Annotated in this window: 9 protein-coding genes and 1 pseudogene; 5 read left to right on the forward strand and 5 right to left on the reverse strand. The window is 41.9% G+C overall.

Going from position 1 to position 18,958, the window contains the following annotated elements; all coding sequences use genetic code 11:
- Both V7K42_RS22120 and V7K42_RS22125 read left to right on the forward strand, forming a co-directional pair.
- The coding region (locus V7K42_RS22120) for a hypothetical protein (RefSeq protein WP_334919454.1) at positions 1 to 2,189 on the forward strand (2,189 nt) is incomplete at its 5' end.
- A gap of 381 nt (positions 2,190 to 2,570) precedes the next feature.
- Positions 2,571 to 2,960: pseudogene (locus V7K42_RS22125) on the forward strand (DUF4351 domain-containing protein); the annotation flags it as partial.
- On the opposite strand, the gene V7K42_RS22130 reads toward V7K42_RS22125, so the two are convergent.
- Positions 2,957 to 3,856 (reverse strand): aspartoacylase, encoded by a 900-nt coding sequence (locus tag V7K42_RS22130; RefSeq protein WP_334919455.1) that lies wholly within the window; start codon positions 3,854 to 3,856, stop codon positions 2,957 to 2,959. The pseudogene V7K42_RS22125 and the gene V7K42_RS22130 overlap by 4 nt on opposite strands.
- 183 nt (positions 3,857 to 4,039) lie before the next feature.
- On the opposite strand from V7K42_RS22130, the gene V7K42_RS22135 reads away from it, so the two are divergent.
- Together V7K42_RS22135 and V7K42_RS22140 are read left to right on the forward strand one after the other, a co-directional pair.
- Positions 4,040 to 5,239: an AGE family epimerase/isomerase gene (locus V7K42_RS22135; RefSeq protein WP_334919456.1), complete on the forward strand. Its 1,200-nt coding sequence runs from the start codon at positions 4,040 to 4,042 to the stop codon at positions 5,237 to 5,239.
- A 373-nt stretch (positions 5,240 to 5,612) separates the two neighbouring features.
- Positions 5,613 to 6,428 (forward strand): hypothetical protein, encoded by an 816-nt coding sequence (locus V7K42_RS22140; RefSeq protein ID WP_334919457.1) that lies wholly within the window; start codon positions 5,613 to 5,615, stop codon positions 6,426 to 6,428.
- 20 nt (positions 6,429 to 6,448) lie between these two features.
- On the opposite strand, the gene V7K42_RS22145 is transcribed toward V7K42_RS22140, so the two are convergent.
- A complete protein-coding gene (locus V7K42_RS22145) occupies positions 6,449 to 7,498 on the reverse strand; it encodes a molybdopterin-dependent oxidoreductase (RefSeq protein WP_334919458.1) in 1,050 nt (349 codons plus the stop codon).
- 449 nt (positions 7,499 to 7,947) lie between these two features.
- On the opposite strand from V7K42_RS22145, the gene V7K42_RS22150 reads away from it, so the two are divergent.
- Positions 7,948 to 13,518, forward strand: a complete 5,571-nt coding sequence (locus tag V7K42_RS22150; RefSeq protein ID WP_334919459.1) for an ATP-binding sensor histidine kinase — start codon at positions 7,948 to 7,950, stop codon at positions 13,516 to 13,518.
- On the opposite strand, the gene V7K42_RS22155 is transcribed toward V7K42_RS22150, so the two are convergent.
- The 3 genes from V7K42_RS22155 to V7K42_RS22165 form a co-directional block, all read right to left on the reverse strand.
- Positions 13,507 to 14,811 (reverse strand): hybrid sensor histidine kinase/response regulator, encoded by a 1,305-nt coding sequence (locus V7K42_RS22155; protein ID WP_334919460.1) that lies wholly within the window; start codon positions 14,809 to 14,811, stop codon positions 13,507 to 13,509. The genes V7K42_RS22150 and V7K42_RS22155 overlap by 12 nt on opposite strands.
- Positions 14,808 to 17,618: a CHASE2 domain-containing protein gene (locus tag V7K42_RS22160; protein WP_334919461.1), complete on the reverse strand. Its 2,811-nt coding sequence runs from the start codon at positions 17,616 to 17,618 to the stop codon at positions 14,808 to 14,810. The genes V7K42_RS22155 and V7K42_RS22160 overlap by 4 nt, the downstream gene beginning before the upstream one ends.
- 149 nt (positions 17,619 to 17,767) lie before the next feature.
- The gene (locus V7K42_RS22165) at positions 17,768 to 18,685 is read right to left on the reverse strand and encodes a DUF928 domain-containing protein (RefSeq protein WP_334919462.1); all 918 of its coding nucleotides are present in this window, start codon (positions 18,683 to 18,685) and stop codon (positions 17,768 to 17,770) included.
- Between the last annotated feature and the right edge of the window lie 273 nt (positions 18,686 to 18,958).

An 18,958-nucleotide genomic window follows, 5' to 3' on the forward strand; every position in this document is an offset into this window, starting at 1 on the left:
TAAAACTTCGTCAAAAACTTAATCAGAAAATAAAAAAAATATTTAAGAATAGATACTTACAAAGAAGTAAAACTTTCACTTTTTTACTCAGTCTGACTGTTGGAATAATTGTTACTAACATTGGAATTACAACAGACTGGGCGACAACTGGAACACCTACGCTTACTTATGAAACATCGTGGATAGGTAATACTATTGGCAGTGGAAATCTGCGAGTACAAAATAATATTGAGGCAATGTATGTTGCACCTGATGGCACAGTTTATACCAACAGCCATTGGGATGAGGCGGGAATGGAGGCAGCTATATATAAAGATGGTAAAGTTATTGGTGCTATTGGGGATACTCACGGTTGGAGTCGTGGAGGTGGCATAGCTGTAACCGCAAATAGTAAATATATTTACCTTGCCATGACTCAGGGATCGAAGGGCAAAACCGATGAAGATTATCCCCCTGAAGGAACAGCTTGGCACTGCGTTAGACGCTATGATTTATCGGGAAAACCTGCACCGTTTCCTGAAGGACGTGGCTGGGATAAAAGTATGTTAATTACCAGTACTAAAAGTGAAGTCACTGGATTAGCAACTGTAGGAAGTGAGTTGTATGTGAGCGATTTTGCTGCTAACCGCATTCGTGTCTACGATACTGAGACAATGAAGGAATTACGCAGCTTTACTATTAACAATCCGGGAGCAATAACTATTGATTCACAAAAAAATCTGTGGATTATTCAAAGTAAAAGTGGTAGTAATCCTGCCAAGATTTTACATTATTCCCAGAGTGGAAAGCAATTGCCCCAACAGATTGCAGATATCGTTGAACCAACTGCGATCGCAATCGATCGTCAAGGTAAGCTGTTAGTGGCAGAAAATGGCCCGCGTCAGCAAATGTTGGTTTATGACATCAAAGATAAGCCAGTGCAGACAGGTAGTTTTGGCTGTAAAGGCGGTATTTATACAGGAGTTGCTGGTGAAGTTCGAGATTTAAAACTTTATGGACTTACCGGAATTGGTAAAGATGCTTCAGGTAATATCTATATAAATAGTAATGGTTTCAACAAATCGGGAACAGATTTGCGGAAATTTTCGCCATCGGGAAAACTAATATGGCGATCGCTGGGATTGATATTCGTCGATAATGCAGATGCCGATCCTAAAACAGATGGTGTAGATTTATTCACCAAACAAGAACACTATCTCATGGATTACAGTCAGCCAGCTGGTAAGCAATGGACTTACAAAGCCTACACCTTAAATCCTTTCAAATATCCTCAAGATCCACGTTTGCATACATCGCCAGATGGAACCTTTGTTCGCCGCATCAAAGGGAAGCCGTTTTTGTTCCTCACAGATATGTATAACAGCTTCCTGCAAATATATCGTTTTAATCCAGCCACAGATGGTAATATCGCTATCCCAGCCGGAATGTTTGTCGGTAGCAATGGCGCAGACAAACCATTTCTCGCTGGAAATTGGCCGCTAAATCAACCACAAAAAGGGGAATGGATCTGGCGCGATCGCAACGGTAATGGCAAATTTGAAAAGAATGAATATGATACCAGCAAAGATTATCCCTATATCGGCGGCTGGTGGGTAGACAGCAAAGGAGATGTTTGGAAAGCTTTGCGAACAGAAGATGGCATTCGCCACTATCCTTTACAGGGAATAGATGCTAAAGGCAACCCCATCTACAGCTATAGTTCGATGGAAAAGCAAACCACTCCCAAAATATTTAACGACTTCCGGCGAATCGAATATTTCCCCGAAACAGATACTATGTATTTGTCAGGCTTCACAGTAAATCGCCCTGCATTCGGTGATGATACTGGAGTTGCTGGATCTGAGATTGCCCGTTTTGACAATTGGAGTAAAGGAAATCGTACTCCCAAGTGGCGAACTGTGATTCCCTACGACACTACCGGGAAACGTGAAGTATCTACAGCGGCCATAAGTGTGGCGGGAGATCGTGTATTTGCCGTGACAGTCAAAACCGCAGAGGTATATGTCTATAATGCCAAGACGGGAGCGCAAGTACAACAGTTAAAACCAGGCCCAGAAGTTGGTAGCGAAAGTGGCTGGATTGATATACCCTACGGTATCCGCGCTTTTCGTCGTTCAAATGGTGAGTATCTAGTATTTGTGGAAGAAAATTGGAAAGGAAAAGTGATTATGTATCGGCTGGCGGGGTGAGCATTTCAGGGCAAACGCATCTAAATTACTCTTGATCACAACCAAGGCAAAGAACCAACGACAAAATCAGCATTTCTCGTTTGGTTTGCTTTTCAAGACTCAAAGCGATCGCTAAAGTTGTGTCAATAAGTAGGGATTAATGCGAGTAGTTTAGAGCTTATTGAAAATAAAATCTTCTTGTTGACATGATGCGTTTGCCCTGGTGAGCATTTACAATTACTAATTTGTAATTCGTAATTCGTAATTAAGAGTCCCAATTATAAATTACGAATTTTTTTTTATAATTTGTGAAATCTTCTGGGATAAAATCTATTGGTCAAGGGATTTTGATTAAATTTATGATTTTGGCAGTTTTTGATTTCTTGATGTGAAATTCGGCGAGCAAGGTATTTGTTAACAAGAACCGATGAAGAAGTACCATTAGCAGAGGGTCGCGTCATCATAGAGATACTGACGACGATAATGATGTACAGATTTGAACAATTGAGCCAAACAGAGGTAGAGTCTATGTTAGGAATAACACTACAACAAACGCAAGTTTACCGAGAAATCAAGGAAGAAGGGCGAGAGGAAGGACGAGAGGAAGGACGACAAACGATGGCTAATACTATTTCCCGACAATTAACTAAGCGGCTTGGAGAACTTTCTGAAGAAATGCGCTCCTCAATTTCTGGTTTACCTTTTCCTGTTCTCGAAGAATTGAGTGATGCATTACTTGATTTTATTACCTTAGCTGATTTGCAATCTTGGTTACAAGGGCGAATAAATTAAACTACCTCTTGGTGCTTTTGACTTAGATACATCGCAATTCCTTTCTCATAATAAGCTGCTTCATTAATAAAAATAGGATAAACAGTAGACTCTCCCTGATAAAAAATATCTTTTCCTGCAAAAGTCACAAACATTGGATCGCCTGGATTCAAAGGTTCATAATCCCTAAACTGAAGCTGGGGATGAATCATAGCTTGAATCTCCCCGCGTAGACGCAGCCCGCCGTCGGCATCGCTTCTTGGATAATCGATCGTCTCAATGTATTGATAGAGTGTAAGCGTGTTGTTTGTCTGCGGAATACTACCTTGTTTGTACCCTTCAAAATAGTCTAAAATTGCATAAATAAGCTGCTCTGTTTGTTTAAACAATTCGGCGTTTAAGATATTCTGAGCCACAGCCCCAACTTCTATCACAAAACCCAATTCGCACAAAGAACGCAGAAAACCACCTTCTCTTGATTGGGGATTCACAAAAATCTTGACCATCGGATTTATCGAAGTCAAATAAGCACCTAACCGAAGTAAAAAAGGATTTAGATCACAAAAAATCAGACTTAACCCCATGTTGGCAGTTGTGCTGTGCAAATCAATAATTACATCTACAAATGGCTGATTTTGCGGTTGCAGTATTTGTTGAAGTGCCCTGGCCCGCGTATCTTCATAACTTGAGAGTTGGAGATTTTGCAAACTTTGATTGGTGAAGCAACGGTTTAAATCCTTGTCAATATACCGTTTACCTTCTTCAATCGCTTTCAGATTACCAAGTAATGCCAGAGTTTCAAAACTGGCTCTGTTAATTAAATTTGGATATTGCTGAAATCTTTTAACTAGATGTACTCCTGTTAACTCATTACCGTGGTTTCCTCCAACGATCGCAACTCGTTCAATCTGACTCATAACAACCTCACTGGCTCCCCTACGGTTATTGAGAATGGTGCAAGATACAAGATAGAAGTATAACTGCTGCTGACGAAATCTTGTAAAAGACTGACGCGATGTCTCCGGGTGGCTACGCCTACGCTCCCTATTCGAGCCAAAATGTGATAATTGTTAGCTTGAGCAGAAAAGGGGAAGAAATTTATGGAGTATAATTTTCAAGCGATGCCTCCGGGTGGCTACGCCTACGCTGAACTTTACAAAAACGCTCTCCTCAACGATGTCCTCCCATTTTGGGAAAAATATTCTCTCGATTGGGAGCAAGGCGGCTATTTCACTTGCCTCGATCGCGAAGGTAAAATTTATGATACAGATAAATTCATCTGGCTGCAAAACCGCCAGGTGTGGACTTTTTCGATGCTTTACAACCAGCTAGAAAAACGCGAAAACTGGTTGAAAATTGCCAGTAATGGCGCTAACTTTCTCGCCAAACACGGTAGAGATAGTGATGGTAACTGGTACTTTGCCGTCACCCGTGAAGGGAAACCATTAGTTCAGCCTTACAATATCTTCTCTGATTGCTTTGCAGCAATGGCATTTAGTAAATATGCACTTGCTAGCGGTGAAGAATGGGCAAAGGATATCGCAATGCAGGCTTATAACAACGTATTACGCCGCAAAGATAATCCAAAAGGCAAATATAATAAAACCTATCCCAACACACGCCCGATGAAATCATTGGCTGTACCGATGATTTTAGCCAACTTGACTCTAGAAATGGAATGGCTGCTGCCAAAGGAAACACTAGAGAATGTCTTAGCTGAAACCGTCCGCGAAGTAATGACCGATTTTCTCGACCAAGAACGGGGACTAATGTACGAAAATGTTTCCCCTGATGGTTCTCACATAGATTGTTTTGAGGGGCGGCTGATTAATCCAGGTCACGGTATCGAAGCTATGTGGTTTATTATGGATATCGCCCGTCGCCAAAACGACACCAAAACTATTAACCAAGCTGTTGATGTGGTGCTAAATATCCTAAATTTTGCTTGGGATAGGGAGTCCGGCGGATTGTATTACTTTATGGATGCAGACGGTCATCCCCCACAACAATTGGAATGGGATCAAAAATTGTGGTGGGTTCACCTCGAATCTTTGGTTGCATTAGCGATGGGCTATCGCCTAACGGGACGTGAGGTGTGTTGGGAATGGTATCAAAAGATGCACGATTACACTTGGTCACATTTTGCCGATTCAGAATACGGTGAATGGTTTGGCTACCTGAATCGGCGTGGTGAAGTATTGTTAAACCTTAAAGGTGGCAAATGGAAAGGATGTTTTCACGTACCGCGTGCACTGTACCTTTGTTGGCAGCAATTTGAGGCATTGCGATCGCAGTTATGATTTTTATCTTAGCTAAAAATAAATATGAAATTACTGAGTTTTTAATAGTTTTTTAACAATAAGCTTTAGGATAAATATTTCATTTAACTCGTGATTATACGGTTTATAATAATTAATATTTAAAGTTACTATTTAATGTAGATGATGCAATAAAGTACTCTTATGTGTACCTGATTGCATCATCATAAAATAGTTTGTTTTTAGTTTTTGTCAGCTCTTAGCACATTGAGAAGAGTTGTCAGAGCATTTTGTGTCATCAGTTTATGAGGTGTGTTGTTTATTCTGCTAGCGATCGCTGTGGCAGAATTTTAAGTTAATAAACTTTCAGATTCTCTCAATAAATACTCTTTCAGGCAAAAGCCTGAGCAGTGCTATGGCTGACTGGATAACCAAACCAAATCGGCTAGAAGCCCGTTGTCTGTTGTCTATAATTAGGAACATTGAAATGAAATCAATTCTTGAGCTGATTGAGCAGAAAAATCGGGAATATGCCCAATTGCCGTTCTTTAAATATATGGAAGACGAGTCGATCGATCCCCGGCAGAGGCTGGCATTTGCACCCGTAATTGCTCCACTTGCACTGGAGTTCAGTGAGTTGTGCAAACGAGTTCTCAGAGATGAGCCAACGACTAATTACATTCAAGAGATGGTAAATCTGCACACCCATGAAGAACATTTCCACTGGCAATGGTTACTAGAAGACATGGAGAAAATGGGGATTGACTATCCCATGCGCTTCAGTGATGCGGTGCGATTCCTTTGGAGCGATGAAACTAAGATTTCCCGTTCCATGTTTCCGATCTTTGAGCGGTATACTCGTGGAGCAGATCCCATTATCAGATTGGTTGCCATTGAAGTATCTGAGGTTACAGCGAATGTCTTTTTCCGTTCAACCATGTCTGCGGCCCTGCAACTGCAAAAAATGACTCAAGCAGAGTTTCGTTACTTTGGTATGCGTCATAACCATATAGAAAATACCCACACTCTTCATACTCCTGCTTCTTTTCAAGTAATGAGAGAGATTGAAGTGTCTGAAGAGATTCGTCAAAAAGCACTTGAGTTGATTGATGTAGGGTTTGAGTATTTTACAGAGTTGATTGATGAGTTTTTGGTCTATATTAAGACCCATTCTTATCAACAACCCTTTGCTACAGTGTACCAACCAAAGCGATCGCCAATATCTGTTTAAACTATCTGCTCAATTTTCATTCATTCGGCAATGGTAAAAGACTTTGACTCTTTTACCATTGCTTCTTTAACAGTGACTACTACTGTATAAACAGCATTGCGCTCTTCCTGAATCGGTTGAATTGCTCCATCACAGTCAGTGGCTCGGCTCATTAAGCTATATTTTCCTGGCGTTGCTGGAGTCCATTGAAACGTAAATCGTTGCCATGCATATTGTAAGCGTGCTTCAACTTCAGCACTTTGCCAGGTGATGCCACCATCTATACTAACATCGACTGATTGGATACCCCTACATGCCCATGCCCAGCCCCAAAGTATTTGAGGTTGAAGGGATAGGACTTCATTTTGAGCAGGATAAACGATCGCCGATTCTGGTGCAACTTCCCAAACAGGTTTTAAAGTCCCATCATCGCCTCCAACTCGATCGTTATAGAAGTTTGTTGTAAAGGGCCCTGGCGATCGCCGATCTGTGACATAAATATATGAGAGCCACTTTACAAAGTTAGTGCCATAGTAGCCTGGAACCACCAGCCGCAATGGAAAACCCCGTTCTGATGATATCAACTCACCGTTAAGCTTGTAGGCTAGCAACACATCATTATCCAATGCTTTTTCGATCGGAATATCTTTAATATATGAATCGCTAGAAACTCCCTCATAAACACCGTGATCGGCTCCTACAAACCAGATATAACGAGCTTCCGGTTTAACTTGCAATTGATTAAGAATCGCTCTCAGGCAAACTCCACCCCATGTAACATTACTAATAAGTCTTGTTGGAACTTTGGGTTGAAGCGGATTGCCTGAACATTGCTGGAAAACAGTTAATTCGCGATATTCCAGACTCAGCAAATTCTGATATGATAACTCAATATTTTGCTCTACTAATCCCGAAATTTTCAACTTCCATTGATCGATGTCAATGGCTGGGATTCCCAAATGACTGAGAACGAATAGATCCTTTTCAGGAGTAATAAAAGACTTAAGTTCGTGAACATCCAATGGAAATTTTGCAATCATTCCCACATAGCTCATACTCTTGTCTTCTAAAGTTTTGCCGAACTCATTCATTTTAGCAATCTACCATTAACGATTTTTACTTATAACTTCAGACTGGTACTAATTTCATTTATCAATATCTTCCCAAGGGTAGATTCCCAATATTGTCACTCTCACCTACTTGTTAGCATTGCCATGACGATCCGATTTACCGCTCTCGTTGTCGGGTTTATGTGCGGTAGCAAGCATTGTAACAGCGCTCGGATATCACAAGCTGCCTCTAGGTTCTAAATATATCGTTTTAGAAGACAACAACTCTACTACAGAGTGCCCTCTCTCTTCATCGTCTTTTTTTGGCGGAGGTATTATTTAGCTAAACCGGGTTTCTCAATTTTTTATCAAACAGAATTCAGGAGTCAGGAGTCAGAATTCTTCTTCATCTGAAGAAAATCACATCATGAATTGTGATACTTCAAGTTAATTAGGGAAAACTTAACTTAGGTTATCCAGTAGCAAGTTTTATGGTAGAAAATCGAGTCGATGTTCCCGGCTATGGGATTGGTGAAAAAATTTACACCAGCACTCGCACCCTGGTTTACCGAGGTTGGCGAGAGGCGGATCAAACTCCTGTTGTCATCAAACTTCTTAAAAGTTCTTATCCCAGTCCGATTGAGTTGGCTCAATTCAGGAATCAGTATACCATTGCCAAAATCTTAAATGTTCTTGGGGTTGTTCGGATCTATAGTCTGGAGAGTTATCAAAATCGGCCTGCCCTGATTTTAGAAGACTTTGGGGGAATTTCTTTGAAGGAGTATTCTGCCTCTTGGAGACAGGGATTCAAAAATGTAGAAAGTCAGAAAAACCTCTCACACCCCTGTCCTCACTTTTTGAGCGAGTTTCTCCAGATTGCGATCGCACTTGCTGATATTCTCGCCGATCTCTACCATCACGAAATCATCCACAAGGATATCAAACCCGCCAATATCCTGATTAACCCTTCCACAAAGCAGATTAAACTCATTGACTTTAGCATTGCTTCACTGCTGCCAAGAGTTAATCAACTTTCAACCAGCCCGACTGTTTTAGAAGGAACCCTCGCCTATCTTTCCCCCGAACAAACTGGGCGAATGAACCGGGGAATTGATTACCGCACTGACTTCTATTCTCTCGGAGTCACTTTCTATGAACTCTTAACAGGGCAATTGCCATTTCAATCCGATGATTTTATGGAATTGGTGCATTGTCATATAGCAAAACAACCACCACTTTTAGGGGAAAGAGAAGAGATTCCCCAAATTCTCTGTGATATCGTCATGAAACTGATGGCGAAAAATGCTGAAGACCGCTATCAGAACGCATTCGGGCTAAAGCACGATCTGCAAATGTGTTTAGATCAATTGCAAGAAAGTGGAAATATTATCCCGTTTCAGTTAGGGCACAGGGACGTTTGCGATCGCTTTACGATTCCCGAAAAACTCTACGGCCGGGAACTAGAAGTCTTAATGCTGCTAGCAACCTTTGAGCGCGTGCGCCAGGGAAATTCTGAAATGATCCTTGTAGCAGGTTCCTCTGGCATTGGGAAAACGGCAATTGTCAACGAAGTTCACAAACCAATCACCCGTCAGTGTGGATACTTTATCAAGGGCAAATTCGATCAATTTAATCGGAATATTCCCTTTTTTGCTTTGGTGCAAGCCTTTCGGGATTTAATGACCCAACTGCTGACAGAGAGTGATGCTCAAATTGACCAGTGGAAGACTCAAATTTTATCTCCATTGGGTGAAAGTGGTCAAGTGATTATTGAGGTGATTCCAGAACTCGAACGAATCATTGGGAAACAGCCCTCCGTCCCAGAATTATCAGGTACTGCTGTCCAAAGCCGCTTCAATTTGCTGTTTCAGAAATTCATTCAAGTTTTCACAACCCAAGAGCATCCCCTCGTTATTTTCCTTGATGATTTACAATGGGCAGACTCGGCTTCCTTAAAACTGATGCACCTGCTGATGAGTGAAGCCAGCAAATCTTATTTGCTAGTGATTGGAGCATATCGAGATAATGAGGTTTCTTCTGCACATCCCTTGATGTTGACCATTGAGGAAATGCGTCAAGAAGGGATTACAGTTAGTAGTATTGTCCTTTCTGCCCTCACCCAAACCGACCTGAATCAACTGATTGCAGATACCCTTAAATATTCAACAGAACAAGCAACTGCGATCGCTAATCTGGTCTATCAAAAGAGCAAAGGTAATCCATTTTTCACTAACCAGTTTCTCAAATCGCTGCATGAAGATGGGCTGATTGCCTTTGCCAGCAGAACAGGTGATTGGCAGTGCAATCTGGCTCAAATCCGGGCGCTATCTTTTACAGAAGATATTGTGGACTTTGTGGTGCTGCAACTCCAAAAATTACCACAGCAGACTCTGGATGTTCTCAAACTGGCTGCTTGTGTCGGCAATCAGTTTGATTTAGAAACCCTAGCGGTTGTCTATGAAAAATCTCCAAATGAAACCGCAGCAGATTTGTGGCCAGCCCTCAAGGATGGATTAATTTTGCCCAATGGCGGAGGTTATACATACTTTCAGGATGAGTCTGTTGTCATGGATGATTTGACAAATGACAACACATCGATAACTATTACCTATAAATTTCTTCACGATCGCGTTCAACAAGCCGCTTATTCACTAATTCCGGCGGCTCGGAAATCAGCAACGCACCTCAAGATTGGTCAATTGCTGTCGAGCAATACCCCAGAAACTGAGCAAGAATTGCTGATTTTTGAAATTGTCAATCAGTTGAATATTGGCATAGAACCGAGCGCATCTCAAAGCGATCGCGATCGACTCGCACAACTCAATCTGCTAGCAGGAAAGAAAGCCAAGTCTTCTACAGCTTACCAAGTAGCAATTGAGTATTTAACTGCGGGGATTCGGTTATTGAGATGCGACTGTTGGCAAAGTCAGTATGAATTGGCTCTGACACTGCACGAATTAGCCGCCGATGCTGCTTATCTTGGTGGCGAGTATGAACAGATGGAACAATTGGCTCAAACAGCGATCCAGGAAACCAAAACTCCCCTAGATCGAGTCAGCATTTACGAAACCAAAATCCAGGCGTATACAGCTAAAAATGATGTGTTGGGAGCGATCGCGATCGCTCGTCAGGGAATGAGTCAGTTCGGTGTGGTTTTCCCAGAAACACCCACCTTGCAAGATATTCAGCAAGCTCTCCAAGAAACTGCTACCCTGATTAACGGTCGTGATATTGCAGAATTGGTTGACTTACCTCTGATGGTAGCCGCAGATAAGCTAGCAGTTACCCGACTTGTGGCAAACGTTGCTCCAGCTGTTTACATTGCCGAGCCAAATTTGTTTCCACTACTGATCTTGTCTCAAGTCCAAGCATCTATTAAGTACGGCAATGCTCCATTTTCTGCCTTTTCTTATGCCTGTTATGGCATTCTGTTGAGCGGAATTCTTCAGGATATTGAAACAGCCGATCGAGTTGGCAACCTTGCCTTGGCACTAACTGACAAATTTAATATTAGCGACATCAAACCCACGGTATTTTATGTCGTAGGTGCTTTCATCACCTATTTGAAGTCTCCTTTAAAAAAATCTTTGCAGCTGATGCAGGAGGGTTACAAGATTGCTTTAGAAACTGGAAATGCATACTACGTGGGCTTTAACACCAAAGACATCTGCCAGTATTCCTATTTCCTGGGTCGAGAGTTGAACTCGTTAGAGCAAGACATCCAGGCTTACATTCATGTTTTGGAAAATTTTAAGCAAGTCACAACCCTCAACTACTGCCGCATCTTTTGGCAAACAGTTTTGAATTTGCAAGGGCTTGCTGAGAATCCCTGTATTATGACAGGTGAGGCACTGAACGAAACAGAATTTGTGACTCAACTGGTTCAAGCCAATGAATTGACTGGACTCCACTATTTTTTTCTCCACAAACTGATTCTCTGTTATCTGTTTGAAAATCTCTCTCAAGCAGTGGAAATAGCTGCTAAAGCTAGAGAATATCTCGTTGCGGGCACGGGCTATGCCACTGTGCCGATATTTTATTTTTATGATTCCCTGACGGCTTTAGCAGAGTATTCTATAGCTACGGCCTCTCGCCAAAAAACATTACTGGAACGGGTCACAGAAAACCAAGGAAAAATGCAGATATGGGCGCACCACGCACCGATGAATTATTTGCACAAATTTGAACTGGTGAAAGCCGAAGAATGCCGAGTGTTAGGACTTATGGCGCAGGCAGTGGATCTTTACGATCGCGCCATCGCTGGGGCAAAAATCAATAGATACGTTCAGGAAGAAGCCCTCGCCAATGAACTGGCTGCCCGATTTTATTTAGAATGGAACAAAGAAGCGTTGGCGAAGCCGATCGCTCATATTTACTTAGAAAATGCCTATTACACTTACCTCAGTTGGGGAGCGATAGGCAAAGTTAACCAGTTAGAAAAGCAATATTCTCAATTATTGCTTAAGGTTTTGGAGCAAGATGAAACTGGTTCTTTAAGCCTCACCACTACCATCGGATTCAGCCAGAGTAGTTCTACTGGGACTGAAGCGTTAGATTTAGCAACGGTAATGAAAGCCTCTCATGCACTGGCTGGAGAAATTGAGTTAGAAAAGCTGTTGACAACCCTGATGCAGGTTGTAATCGAAAATGCCGGGGCTGACAAATCAATCCTCCTGCTGCTTCAAGAGGATAATTGGGTAGTTGCAGCTCAAAAAACCAGCCAAGCGATCGTCGAAGAGGAGCAATTTCTTCTACCACGAGTTACGCCTACGGGTGAAAACCTGGAGATAATAAACCTGCATTCCCTTCCTCTTTCAGACAGTCAGAATATTCCCAAAGCGATCGTGAACTATGTCTCCCGGACCTCTGAAACCTTAGTGCTAGATGATGCCCGCAGAGAAACCCCCTTCGCCAACGATCCCTACATCATTCAATGGCAACCCAAAAGCTTGCTATGTACGCCTATTCACAATCGCGGCCAGATCGTCGGCATCCTTTACCTAGAAAACAGGTTGACGACTGGAGCCTTTACCCAAAACCGTCTTGAGGTTTTGCGGTTGCTCACAGCCCAAGCTGCCATCTCGCTGCAAAATGCTATGTTGTATAACAATCTAGCCGTAGCAAAAGCCCAACTAGAAGACTACAACCATACATTAGAGCAAAAGGTGGAGCAGAGAACTCTGGAGTTGAATGAGAAAAATCAGCATCTCTCGGAAACTTTAGAACAACTGCAACATACACAAAGCCAACTGATTCAAACTGAAAAAATGTCTTCATTGGGACAAATGGTTGCAGGTGTTGCCCACGAAATTAACAACCCGATTAACTTTATTTATGGCAACCTCACCTATACCAATGAATATTGTCAAGATTTGCTGCACTTGATTGAGCGGTATCAGCACTACTATCCTCAACCATTTGTTGAGATTCAAGAAGAACTAGAAGCAATAGATTTAAACTTTCTCAAATCCGACTTACAAAAATTGCTGCAATCAATGAAAGTAGGGACAGATCGCATCCGCCAAATTGTCCTTTCTCTCCGCAATTTTTCGCGACTGGATGAGGCTGAAATGAAAAGTGTCAATCTTCATGAAGGCATCGACAGCACCTTGTTAATTTTACACCATCGGCTAGAAAATAAAACCCACCGCTCTGCAATCAATGTAATTAAGGAATATGCCCAGTTACCAGAGGTTAATTGCTACGCCAGTCAGATTAATCAAGTATTTATGAGTATTCTTAACAATGCTATTGATGCATTAGATTTATCATTCACAACTGAACATAGACAAACAAAAATACCCACAATCAAAATTCGGACTAAAATGGCTGATGCTAATACAATAACTATTCAAATTGCAGATAATGGTCCCGGCATATCTGAGGAGGTAAAACAGCGACTATTTGACCCATTTTTTACAACAAAACCTATTGGTACAGGAACAGGCTTAGGATTATCAATTAGCCACTCTATTATAGAAAAACATGGAGGAAAACTAAATATCATATCGGAGCTAGGAAATGGAGCAGAGTTTTCTCTATCTATCCCCTTAAATTGCTAAAGTAATAATAAACTTCGTTCCCTTTCCAGAAGTTGATGAACAGTTAATTTGTCCATTATGTTTATCGGTAATAATTTGGTGGCTAATAGCTAATCCTAGCCCAGTTCCCTTACCCACAGCTTTAGTTGTAAAAGATGGCTCAAAAATTCTAGCTTGTACTTCAGGAGGCATCCCAAAAGCGTTATCTTCAATGCAAATCGTAACAGTTTCTTCCTGACGATCGACTGATGTAGCGATCGTGATGGTATGAGGAACAGCAGCAGCAATTTCTTGAACTGAGTGGTTTTGCCGGAGGTCATCAAATGCATCAATTGCATTGGCAATAATATTCATAAATACCTGATTAAGTTGTCCAGGATAGCAAGTGATTAGAGGTAACTCACCATATTGTTTGATCGCCTCGATTTTAGAGCGATTTCCTTGACCTTTTAATCGATGTTTTAAGAGCATTAAGGTAGTATCAATTCCGTGATGAATCTGAAACTCAACCATAGATGAAATATCAGATCGAGCAAAGGTTCTCAAAGAGAGGCTAATGTCTTTCAAAAGACTAATTCCCTGATGCATTGATCCCATAATTTTTGGTAAATCTTCATCTAGATACTCTAAATCAATTTCTTTAACTAGTTGTTCAATTTCTGGGTCTGGATATGGTATTTTTTGCTGTTGGAGATTCACCAAACGCAGGAGACCCTTCATATATTCTTCAAGATGAGAGCAATTTCCACTAATAAAACCAATCGGGTTATTAATTTCATGACCGATGCCTGCAATAAGTTGTCCAAGGGCGGACATTTTCTCACTCTGGATTAGTTGTAATTGGGTGTGTTGTAACTTTTGTAGAGATTGGCTTAATTCGATGGTGCGTTCTTGCACTCTTTGTTCTAAGGTACGGGTAAGATGAGAGATTTTTAGATGTAACTTTAATCGAGCAATAACTTCTTCTTGCTGAAAGGGTTTGGTAATATAGTCAACTGCACCAATTTCTAGTCCTTTCACCTTGTCTGTGGCATCGGCCAAAGCAGTCATAAAAATAACTGGAATATTCTGTGTGATGGAATTGGCTTTTAGTCTGCGACAAGTTTCAAATCCATCAATTCCTGGCATCATCACATCCAAAAGAATGAGATCGGGAACGGCATATTCTGTTTGTTCAATAGCCGACTCTCCATCAGTTGCCATGAGTGTTTTCCAGCCACATCCCTGAATCGCTTCTGATAGAACTTTGAGATTGTTGGGATTGTCATCTACCAAAAGGATATACATTGGCTTCAGGAGAGGATCAAACATCATTGATGTGACTCAGTTGTTACAAAATTTTTCAGAAATTTACGGATTTTTCCTGTTTGGAAGTTGACAGTAAATTGGCTTAACTCAGTTGCGAAGGGAGTTAGCTGACTATCTTGGTTAATTAACTCTTTTATTATTCCCTCGATCGCCGGAATATCTCCCATCATTGCTAGATGATAAAGTTGTTGTAAAACATCCTGGGATGGCAGAATCAATTCGGCATCGGCTTTCTGTTCGAGTTGGGAAAGTGATTTTTGAGGTGTGGATTGAGCATAAATCCATTCCACTTTTAGCAGCGATAGCATTGCATTAAATAGCTCATCAACTTGCAGGGGTTTCGGCAAAAAAGCTGTAGCCCCAGCTTCAAAACTTCGTTGTCGATTTTCCTCAAAAACACTGGCACTAGAGACAATAATCGGAATAGCACGGGTTTGTGGATTTTCTTGTAAGTGAACCATTAACTCAAAGCCATCCATATTAGGCATGGCTAAATCCAGTAGAATCATATCCGGGTGATGTTCTGTTACCATCAGTAGTCCCTGTTTGCCATCGCTTGCTTTCAGGGTTCGACAGCCAATTCTTTCAAGCAAATTGGCCAACATAGAACAATGGTTAGTATCATCATCAACAATGAGAATTTGAGGCGTGCTACCCCGAATACCGATGATTTTTTGATGGGTTTGGGCTGTATCTATGCCTGGGGTAGATATCGTTTCTATCTGCCAGTCATGGGAAACTGGTACTGTTACAATCAAATCCAGCCAAAAAAGACTACCTTCACCCAGATGACTCTGCACTTGAATTTGGCTGCCCATCAATGTTGCAATTCTTTGACTGATTGCTAATCCCAAGCCAGTACCTTCAGATTTCCGCCCTGCTTCACCTACTTGCTCAAAAGCCACAAAGATTTTCTCTAGTTGGTTTAGTGACATTCCAATACCCGTGTCTTCAATCTGGAAGCGAATTTTCTGGTATGTCATTTGTCTATTGTCATTTGTCATTGGTTTAAATTCTTGACTAATGACATCTACTTTAAAGGTGACACTACCGTTGTCTGTGAATTTAATGGCGTTGCCTAGTAAGTTGATCAAAACTTGCCGTAGCCGTTTTTCATCGACTTCAATGGCAACTGGTAAGCGATCGCTGATTAAAATATTAAATCCAATCCCTTTCTGTTTTGCTCTGATCCTGCAAATTTCGGTGACACCATACAAGAAAGTGGACAAATTGACAGTAGTCGCAAGCAATTCTAATTTCCGAGCTTCAATTTTTGAAAGGTCAAGAATATCATTGATTAGCATCAGCAGGTGTGTTCCACATTGGTAGATAATGCTGACTCCTTCCAGATTTTTTTCTGTCATGTTTGGCGATACTTCTAGCACCTGAGCAAAACCAAGGATGCCATTAAGCGGTGTGCGTAGTTCATGGCTCATATTTGCCAGAAACTCGCTCTTTGCTTCGTTAGCAGCATCAGCAGCTTGTTTTGCTTCCAATAGTTCATGAGTTCGCTCTTCAACTTTGAACTCCAGAGTTTTGGAATAATCTAATAGTTGAGTGTTGGCAATTTCTAGTTGCTGATTCGTTTCTTCTAACCGCCTCTGTTTATAGGCATTTGTGGTTGCAATCACGCTGCTGATGAATGCGGCTAGGGTGGGTGTGACTGGAATCAGAATGCCATCTAGAAACATTCCATAGCTGCCCCCCACAAACACGGTACTGATGCTTACAGTTGCCCAGAGAATTTTTCCACCAGGAATCCGCAGCCTGCGACTGGATAAGAACCAACTACCACAAGAACCGATCGCAGACCAGAAAATAATCCAGAACGACACAGCTTGACTAGAAACGCCGTGTAATGTTCTCTTGGCAATTTTTGCCTCTTGTACCAGTTGATGGGCAATATTGGCGTGGACAACAACCCCAGGTGTAGGTTTTTGAGTAGAGATCCAGGAAGAACTAAAGGGTGTATTGAAGAAGTCATTGGTACTAGCGGCGGTCGATCCAATAAACACCATGCGATCGCGCATTAAGTTGGCTGGAATTCGCCCTGCTAAGACATCGCGCATGGCAACTGTCCGAAATGCCGCATCTGTTCCATGCCAATTGAGCAAAATTTGATAGCCGCCTAAATCAGTATCGGAGTAGCCTGCTTCTTGATTGTCTAATGGTAGGTAAATTGCTTTACCCAACTGAAACTTTTGCTGCTTGGGGTCAATACTTTCTAAAGTAATCTTGTCGGCTTCCAGGTACTTGAGCGCCACCTGAGTTGCCAATCCAGCTTTGAGCGTGTTTTGCTCTTTGGTATCAACTGCCGTCAGCAAAGCGCGACGCACAAAGCGATCGCCATCCAATACCAAATCTGCTAATCCGACTCGATCGAGTTTCTTCAATTCTGGTGGCGGATTGACACGCTCTCCGGTGATTTTCTCAACGCCGATCAAATTGGGAGTGCTGCGGAAGATTTTGACCAGTTCTTCATATCCGCTTCCCTCTGGTAAATCTCGGTAGAGATCCAATCCGATGGCTCTAGGTTGCTGCGCCCGAATCTTTTCTAGTAATTTTGCTAATGCCCAATCGGGAATTGGCCATTTCCGCACCGATTGGATATCGCGTTCATCGATTGTGACAATCACAATTTCATCAGCGATCGTCGGGAGCGATCGCTGACGAACCCATTCATCACGAATTTTCCATTCGAGTAAATTGAAAAATCCCAACGATTGCCCGACAATGACAGTCAAAGCAACTGTGGGAGTAATAATTAAAACGCTACGAGTGCGTTGAATGAAAGTCTGGAGTCTGCGCCACATGCGGAATAGGGGATGGGGAATGGGGGCAATACTTTTCGGAGAATAAATTTATTCGTGAAGGCAGGCAAGGGAGCAGAGATGCCTTAACCAAAAGGTATTGGGAATGGGGGAAAATAACCAATGCCCAATACCAAATGCTTAAATTACTGTTAGTTAGTAGATCCTAATAACGGAGCTGTGACAATCTCTTTTAAGTTAACTGAAGAGAGGAGTTCTTCCCATTGCTTGGTAAGAGTTACGTTAGTAGGTTGAGCGCTATGTAGGGCTGCAAGTGTTTCCACGCAATCATACCAAACGCCATTTTTACCAAAAGCTGTCGCTCGCTTCAAAGCATCTTGCTGCTGCATCGCTGTTGCCAGTTCAGCACTAGGCTGGATACGTTGAATCCAACCATCGACATAAGGGGTACTTGGGCTGAGTTGTCCATCAACTTTAACAGCTAGGAACCAATGGTAGTTTTTCCCAACTACTAAAGCGGGTGCATCGGCTGGTAATTTGACAGCGATCGCCCCAGTTTTCAGAGCAATAGGAATAGTTATTTTATACTGCGTATTACCAGCTTCATCCTTGAGGCTGAACACAGCTTCTTCTGCATTAGAAACAGGGAGATATACCAGAATTGTGGGACGTTCAGACACTGTTGTGCCATAGAAGCTTTGCGGTAGGAGGGCGATTAGAGCCGCCGGTCCTGCCGATTCAGTTGAAGTATTTAAGTAGTAAGTACCAACGCGAGAAGCTCCCCCACTTGCTTGACTAGGAGCGCCTTTACCAGCACTAGGTGTAAACAAACTACCACGGGAAGCTCCTCCCGTTGCTTGTCTAGGAGCGCCGTTACCAGCACTAGGTGTAAACAGACTACCACGGGAAGCTCCTCCTGTTGCTTGACTAGGAGCGCCTTTACCAGAAGTAGGGACAAAGAAATTACCACGGGAAGCTCCGCCGGTTGCTTGGCTAGGAGCGCCATTGTTAATTGGTGGGGTAAATGTAACAGCATTGGCACTGTTCCATGTACTACTAGCAAACAGAGCGATGATGCTCAATGTACTAGCTAAATATCGAAGCTTCATAATGTTGAACTTCCTTAAAGAAAAGGTAATACTAAGTAAATTTATTGTGATTGTGGGAATAAGCTTGGAAAATTAGTTCATCTAACAGCCAAAGGCTTAAAGAACTACTAGCAATATAAACCAAATTTAACTGATATAACGTAAAATTTCATCCTAGCCAATATAGCTTAACTCAATATAATTACGTAGTTAACAAGATAAGTAAGAGGTAGATTGAGGCTCGTGATTTACAGCAGTTTACTTTTTAAGTGAAGTACAAAATGTAGGACTCAA

Origin of the sequence: Nostoc sp., assembly GCF_036917455.1 — a bacterium.
In the GTDB taxonomy this organism is placed as follows: Bacteria; Cyanobacteriota; Cyanobacteriia; order Cyanobacteriales; family Nostocaceae; genus Nostoc.